Source organism: Curtobacterium sp. Csp2 (assembly GCF_013347165.1).
This window is the reverse complement of record NZ_CP054593.1, coordinates 3,595,357-3,601,452: the sequence shown is the minus strand read 5'-3', so window position 1 is coordinate 3,601,452 and position 6,096 is coordinate 3,595,357. Positions and strand designations below refer to the sequence as shown.

At 68.9% G+C, this 6,096-nt stretch carries 8 protein-coding genes; 6 read left to right on the top strand and 2 right to left on the bottom strand.

Annotated elements, in window-relative coordinates; genetic code table 11:
- Positions 1-62: 62 nt before the first annotated feature.
- Positions 63-998 carry a Ppx/GppA phosphatase family protein gene (locus HUN59_RS17470; protein ID WP_058741833.1) on the top strand — a complete coding sequence of 312 codons (936 nt, stop codon included), beginning with the start codon at positions 63-65 and terminating at the stop codon, positions 996-998.
- Positions 999-1,142: 144 nt separating this feature from the next.
- Here HUN59_RS17470 and HUN59_RS17465 read toward each other — a convergent pair whose 3' ends face one another.
- Positions 1,143-1,304, bottom strand: a complete 162-nt coding sequence (locus HUN59_RS17465; RefSeq protein ID WP_174779547.1) for an aureocin A53 family class IId bacteriocin — start codon at positions 1,302-1,304, stop codon at positions 1,143-1,145.
- Between the two features lie 347 nt (positions 1,305-1,651).
- On the opposite strand from HUN59_RS17465, the gene HUN59_RS17460 reads away from it, so the two are divergent.
- The 5 genes from HUN59_RS17460 to HUN59_RS17440 all read left to right on the top strand — a co-directional run bounded on the left by HUN59_RS17460 (position 1,652) and on the right by HUN59_RS17440 (position 5,445).
- The gene (locus tag HUN59_RS17460; protein ID WP_174779094.1) at positions 1,652-2,341 is read left to right on the top strand and encodes a hypothetical protein; all 690 of its coding nucleotides are present in this window, start codon (positions 1,652-1,654) and stop codon (positions 2,339-2,341) included.
- The gene (locus tag HUN59_RS17455) at positions 2,338-3,219 is read left to right on the top strand and encodes an ABC transporter ATP-binding protein (protein ID WP_174779093.1); all 882 of its coding nucleotides are present in this window, start codon (positions 2,338-2,340) and stop codon (positions 3,217-3,219) included. The genes HUN59_RS17460 and HUN59_RS17455 overlap by 4 nt, the downstream gene beginning before the upstream one ends.
- The gene (locus HUN59_RS17450) at positions 3,194-3,688 is read left to right on the top strand and encodes a PH domain-containing protein (protein ID WP_217483579.1); all 495 of its coding nucleotides are present in this window, start codon (positions 3,194-3,196) and stop codon (positions 3,686-3,688) included. Before HUN59_RS17455 ends, HUN59_RS17450 begins: the two co-directional genes overlap by 26 nt.
- On the top strand, positions 3,681-4,727 hold the full coding sequence (locus HUN59_RS17445) for a PH domain-containing protein (protein ID WP_174779091.1): 1,047 nt from the start codon (positions 3,681-3,683) through the stop codon (positions 4,725-4,727). The genes HUN59_RS17450 and HUN59_RS17445 overlap by 8 nt, the downstream gene beginning before the upstream one ends.
- Before the next feature lie 430 nt (positions 4,728-5,157).
- On the top strand, positions 5,158-5,445 hold the full coding sequence (locus HUN59_RS17440; RefSeq protein ID WP_174779090.1) for a hypothetical protein: 288 nt from the start codon (positions 5,158-5,160) through the stop codon (positions 5,443-5,445).
- On the opposite strand, the gene HUN59_RS17435 is transcribed toward HUN59_RS17440, so the two are convergent.
- A complete protein-coding gene (locus HUN59_RS17435) occupies positions 5,442-6,047 on the bottom strand; it encodes an antibiotic biosynthesis monooxygenase (RefSeq protein WP_174779089.1) in 606 nt (201 codons plus the stop codon). The two genes, HUN59_RS17440 and HUN59_RS17435, sit on opposite strands and share 4 nt — an antisense overlap.
- Between the last annotated feature and the right edge of the window lie 49 nt (positions 6,048-6,096).

Genomic DNA, 6,096 nt, shown 5'->3' with positions numbered 1-6,096 from the left:
GACAGGCGCGAAACCGCCACGGTTGCGTCTTGCGGGACCACCGACGCCGCTAGCGTGGTGGCATGCGCGTGGGAGTCCTCGACATCGGGTCCAACACCGGCCACCTGCTCGTGGTGGACGCCCACGGCGGGGCGGCGCCGCTGCCCGCGTCGTCGTACAAGCAGCCGCTGCGCCTGGCCGAGCACCTCGACGAGTCCGGCGCGGTGACCCCGGAGGGGATCGCCGCCCTCACCGCCTTCGTCGCCGCGTCCGTCCGCGTCGCCGAGGACCGCGGGTGCGAGGACATGCTCGCGTTCGCGACCTCGGCCGTCCGCGACGCCGTGAACTCCGACGCGGTGCTCGCACACGTCGAACGGGAGACCGGCGTCGAGCTCGCGGTGCTGTCCGGCGAGGACGAGGCGCGGCTCACGTTCCTGGCCGTCCGGCGGTGGTTCGGCTGGTCCGCCGGACGCCTCGCGGTCTTCGACATCGGCGGGGGCTCGCTCGAGATCGCCGGCGGCGCGGACGAGGCACCCGACGTCGCGTGGTCGATGCCGATCGGGGCCGCTCGCCTGGCCCGCTCGTACTTCGCGGACGGGACCCCGAGCGACGACGACGTCCGCCGCATCCGACACGAGATCCGCGTCGCGATCGCCCGCGACGCGGGGTTGTTGCTGCGCGCCGGGCGGCCGGACCGTGCCGTCGCGACGTCGAAGACCTTCCGCTCGATCGCCCGGATCTGCGGGGCCGCACCGTCCGGGGACGGGCCGCTCGTGCCACGGGCGCTCGACGGCGCCGAGCTGCGGCGGCTGCTGCCGTCGCTCCTGACCAAGTCGGTGACCGAGCTCGCCGCGCTGCCGGGGGTCTCGCCGAGCCGCGCCCACCAGGTCGTCCCGGGAGCGCTCGTCGCCGAGGCGTGCCTGGACATCTTCGACCTGCCGGCGCTCGAGATCTGCCCGTGGGCGCTCCGCGAGGGCGTGATCCTGGAGCGGCTCGACCAGCTGTCGGTGCTCGGCTGAGCTGAGCGCGACGCGATCCCTGTTCGGAGGCCCGCGAGCTCTCCGGCAGGTCCTCGCCGGTCGCGGTTCCTCAGGAGTCGTGCACGCTCTCAGCACCTGCGCCCCACCGGTTGGGACGCAGGCGCTGAGTGCGTGCTGTCTCGACTACCTGATACCGAGGATCTGCTTGATCTTCGCGACGATCCAGTCGATCGCCTGGCCGGCGTTGATCCAGTTCAGGATCTGCTGGACATGCGCCTTCGCCCATTCGACGGCGCGTGCTCCGTACTTGGCCAGCAGCTGGAGGATCCTTGGGAACACAGCCATGGCGGTGCCCCCTTCGTTCAATTCGTGATCGATCCGGAGTTCCGCGTGCACTCGGTGTTCCGGCCGCAGTCGTTGCGGTGGACCTGACCGTGCCGCGGCCACAACACGAAGTCAAGTACAAGATATCAATTGCAAGCGTGATTCATGTTACATCTGACACGGGCATTAGGTTGTCTTCCGAAGGGGAGGACGATCATGCACGACCTGTGTCGACACGTACGGGGCTGCCCGCTCGGGCTGCTGGGATCGCAAGCTCGGAGGGCCAGGTCATGACGGCGAGTCCTGGCCGACTCCGCCGAGGGCGACGGTCGCCGTGGTCGCGAGCCCTGCAAGGCGAAGGACTCCGCATGCGCAGCCTTCGATCGCAACGAGTGCTCCTCGCCATCGCGCTGTTGAGCGCAGTCTCGTTGGGGGCTGCGCAGCTCGTTGCACTCCCATCGGGGGCGGCGACGGCGGACATCGTCGCCGCGGCTGTCTCGGGTGCGGAGATCAGCCCGTTCTTCATCGGGCTGGGGGCATCGTTGTTCACCTCCGCCGACCTGTCCTCACGGCAGTTCGCCCTCACTCTGCTGCAGCTGAACAACCGGGCGGTCGTCTTCGGCGCGAAGACCGTGGTGCTCGTCATCGCGGCTCTCCTCACCGGCACCGGCGCGGTCGCGCTCGTCGTACCGCTCGCCATCGTGGTCAGCGGATCGGCCGCGGCGAGCTCCACGACTAGCTGGCTCGTCCTCCCGGTACTCCACGTCCTGTTCGCGCTGCTCGGAGCCGCGATCGGGATGATCATGCGCTCGATCGTGACGGCGGTCTTCGCGTACCTCGCTGTCGTGTGGGCGCTGCCGTTGGTCGTTGCCGTCGCCGGTATCTGGGCGCCGGCGCTGAGCGGTGCGCTCCTGCAGTTCGCACCGGTCACGCTCACGGCCGCGATGCTCGAGTCCTCCGTTGCATCGGGTGTGGGTGCGGGCGCGCGGTTCGCTGCGGTTGACGGCGTCCTGCTCGTCGTGGGGATCCTGCGTGTCTTCGGTTGGAGGATCCGATGAGCGACGCCATCCGGCTCGACGGCATCCAACGGGCCTTCGGGAGGAACCGCGTGCTCGTAGACGTCGACCTCGTACTCCGTCGAGGGGAGGTGCTCGGGCTACTGGGTGCGAACGGGTCCGGAAAGAGCACGCTGCTCCGGATCGTCGCTGGCATCGACCGACCGCACGCTGGGTCCGTCGAGCTGTGCACCGACGACGGCGGCAGAACCCTTCGCGTCGGGGCACTTCTCGACCCCGCGTGGCTCGACGACCGACTCACGTGTCACCAGCACCTGGCGATCGCGTTCCGGTACGCGGAACCGCGATCGCAGACAGGGGCGGTACGCGACGCGTTGGAGCGCGTCGGTCTGTCTGGCGCAGGACGCCGCCGGGTCAAGCATCTGTCGCTCGGCATGCGTCAACGGCTCGCGCTCGCGCTGGCCCTCGTCGATGAGCCGGACGTCTTGGTGTTGGACGAGCCGTTGAACGGCTTGGACCCGGAAGGAGTGCTCTGGATGCGCGAGCTCCTGACGGACTTCGCGCGCTCCGGAGGATCGGTCCTGCTGTCGTCGCACCTGATGGCCGAGATGGGGAGGATCGCGCATCGCGTCGTGCTCCTCTCGGACGGTGCTGTGACGGCTCTGGGAACCGGAGCAGCTCCGCCCGATGCCGGTGTGCGCGTCCGCGCGAGCAGTGGAGCGGAGGAGCTGCGTCGACGGATGGAGGCTTCGGGAGCGACGGTCCGTGTCGGGCTCGATGGCGAGATGACCGTTCACGGTCTCTCACCGGCTCAGGTCTTCACCGTGGCAGCCGCTGCAGGAGCAGTACTGACCCACCTCATGCGGGACGCTCAGACCTTGGAAGCGAAGTACCGTGCAGCCAGCGCCAGGCGCAAGTGACGAATCTGCGGGCTGGCCGGCGTCGCGCTCGTCGATGGGTGCGGCCGCCTCGCCCGCCGCACTCATCGGGCGGATCGAAGCCTGCTCCGGAGGAGCGCTGGTGGCGGCGCTGACTGCTGCTGTTGCCGTGAACGTCGATGAGCCCTGGGTGACCGCATGCTTCGCCGTCACGGTGGTCGCTCTGCTCAGTGCTGCGGTCGAGTCCCTCTTCCTCGTGCCGCTCGCGATCCGGAACTTCCGTGTCGAGATCGTGTCGACGGGCGTCCTGATCCATCGCGGCGCACTGTTCCGTTCGATCGACCACGTGCCGCGCTCGAAGATCACGGTGGTGCGTCGGCAAGAAGGGCCGCTGCTCAGGCGCCTCGGCGTCGCGAAGTGCGTGCTCTTCACACCGGCACGAGAAGTCGTTCTCCTCCCGATGTCCGTGCCCGACGTCGAACGGATGATGGAGCTCGGAAGCCATGCGTGAGCAGGAGACCCTCAGGCGTCCGCACCCCCGGTTGCTCGTCATCAGGACGCTCCACGTCCTGCGGTCCGCGTGGGTGGTCGCCGGACTCGGGGCCGCGCTGTATGCCGTGCTGCCGAGTGGGTGGCGCATCCTGCTCATGGTGGTCGGCGGGTACTACGTCTACACCCGTGCTTTCGAGATCTTCTACGACGTCGCCGCCGTCCGGTACTCCGCCGACGCGCGGGGTCTCTTCGTCGTCCGGGGGATCGTCGGCCGAGAGGAGAAACGTTTCGGCTGGGAGTCGATCGTCACGATCACCGTCACCCAGACCCTCCTGCAGCGGATGCTCAGCGTCGCTGATGTCCGCGTCGTCCTCGACGCCGCGGAAGTCGCGTCCGAAACGATTCCTGGAACGAGCGTGACCGAGGCAGCCAGACTGGTCCGGTTGCATGCAGCGCTTCCCGGGAGCCTGGCTGCGCCCGGTGTGCGTTCGCCGTCCGCGCTCGAAGCGACTGCGTCGCCATCTGCGACTTCAGGCGTGATCACGCCGATACTCGCGCCGACGGACTTCTTCCTCATCGGGGTCTACTCGGGTGCGTTCCTGCTCTTCGTTCCGAGCGCGTACTCGGTTGCTGCCGAGGTGCGAGCGATGTTCGGCTTCCCGTCGGCTGTGTTGCCGTCCGTTCGTGATCTGGCAGCGGTCGAGGGGGGCGCTCTCGGCACGTCATTGCTGGCGGTCGTTCTGCTCAGCTTCCTCTACGGGACCAGCGTGGCATGGGTCAGGTACCGCGGATTCGCAGTCGCGCTCCACCCGAACGGTGAGCTTGCGTTCCGTGCGGGGTGGGCGAGTCGCGAGCGGCGCGTGATCGCCCCGGATGCTGTCGTGGCGTTCGAGCTCCGGCGTCCGATCCTCATGGCTCCTGTCCGACGCGCAATCCTGCGTGCGGTGGTGCGCGGAGACACCGGACAGGTGACACGTGGCATGCTGCTCCCGCTCGTACGGTTGTCCCAGGGGTCGACGTGCTCTGCAGGCTCACCGGCCTTCCGCGCCGAACACTGAGCAGTCGGCCACGGTCCGGCGTGGCAGTTGCCTCGATGGCGGCGGTCATCGGGATCTTCGTGGTCGGGATGGGGCTCGTCATGCAGTGCAAGGCCGCATGGGCCATCTTCGCGGCTCCGGCCGCAGCCCTCCTGCTCCGGGCTGTCGACGCCAGTGTCGGGTCGGTCCGGATCGTCACGACGGCAGCCGCGAACCGCTGGATCGTCGCCGATCGAGGATTGCTCTTCCGTTCCACGTGGGTCATCAGTGCCCCCGCACTGGACGTGTCGCGGTGGTGCGGCATCAGCCGCCGACACGGCGTTCTGACCATCAACGTCCGAGGCCGCCGAACCAGTCGTCTGCACGTGTGGCCGACGTCGGCGCGACGAGCGCTCCAGCTTCGGCGCGTCGGAGATCCCCGTACCCCGATCTCCCTCGAGAGGAATCCCAGATGATCGATCTGCTCATCACGCTCTGCGTCGCCGCCTTCTTCGGGGCCGCATGGGCCGCCGGGCGGCACCTTCCGAAGGCTGTTGCCGCCAGTTTCCCGATCGCTGCGTTCGGGATCGTGGTGGCTCTCGGGGTCGGCACGGGAGTCGCGAGCGCCCGCGACTGGCTGATGGTGGGTCTGGTGATCTGCATCACGCTGATCGTCACGCTCTCGGGACGAGCCGCCCGCCGCAGAGCAGCGTGCAAGACCGATCAGTCCGCTCCTTCACGTCTCCGCGGTGGTCCTTAACGTCTCCGCGGTGGGGCGAGCAGCCAGGGGCGGATGAGCTGCGTCACGAAGGGCAGCACCCAGAACGTCATGATCGGCGTGAGCACGAGCGTCGTGATCAGGACGCGCGGCAGCACCGCGAGGGAGCCGAACGCCGGGACGAGCCAGCCGACCAGGAACGTGAACGCCAGGTTCACCGGGAAGAACCCGAGCCAGATGCTCACGGCCTGCTTCCACCGCGGCGGGGCGCTCGAGGCCGGGGCGTCCTGCGGGGCATCGAACCAGCCCTCGATGCCGGTCCGCTTCTCGACCCGGGACTCCACGACGAGGTCCCGGCCGCGGTCGAGCCACCGGAGCCGGTCGTCGGAGTTCTCCCACGTGGCGAGCTGCTCGTGGTCGGCGAACCGGTAGAGCATGTGCCACTCGTGGCTCGTGGCGTGCGACCGGACCCACCCGGAGCCGAGGAAGCCCGGGTAGCGGTTCGCCAGGTTCACCCCGGACTGCACCCAGGCGGTGGCGTCGGGGATGCGGTCGGGTTCGACGAGGCGGGTGATGGACACGGTGACGGGCGGGCCGGCGGTCACGGATGACGACTGCAGGCTCCCAGGCTCTTGTGGAGTCATGTGGACAGTGTCGCGGAGTCGTGTTTCGGGTTCGTGACGCCGCAGTAGG

What these genes read in the sequence shown, in the direction of transcription:
- HUN59_RS17470 (WP_058741833.1), top strand. Translation starts at nt 63, where the DNA reads ATGCGCGTGGGAGTCCTCGACATCGGGTCCAACACCGGCCACCTGCTC.
- HUN59_RS17440 (WP_174779090.1), top strand. Translation starts at nt 5,158, where the DNA reads ATGATCGATCTGCTCATCACGCTCTGCGTCGCCGCCTTCTTCGGGGCC.
- HUN59_RS17435 (WP_174779089.1), bottom strand. Translation starts at nt 6,047, where the DNA reads ATGACTCCACAAGAGCCTGGGAGCCTGCAGTCGTCATCCGTGACCGCC.
- HUN59_RS17465 (WP_174779547.1), bottom strand. Translation starts at nt 1,304, where the DNA reads ATGGCTGTGTTCCCAAGGATCCTCCAGCTGCTGGCCAAGTACGGAGCA.
- HUN59_RS17445 (WP_174779091.1), top strand. Translation starts at nt 3,681, where the DNA reads ATGCGTGAGCAGGAGACCCTCAGGCGTCCGCACCCCCGGTTGCTCGTC.
- HUN59_RS17460 (WP_174779094.1), top strand. Translation starts at nt 1,652, where the DNA reads ATGCGCAGCCTTCGATCGCAACGAGTGCTCCTCGCCATCGCGCTGTTG.
- HUN59_RS17455 (WP_174779093.1), top strand. Translation starts at nt 2,338, where the DNA reads ATGAGCGACGCCATCCGGCTCGACGGCATCCAACGGGCCTTCGGGAGG.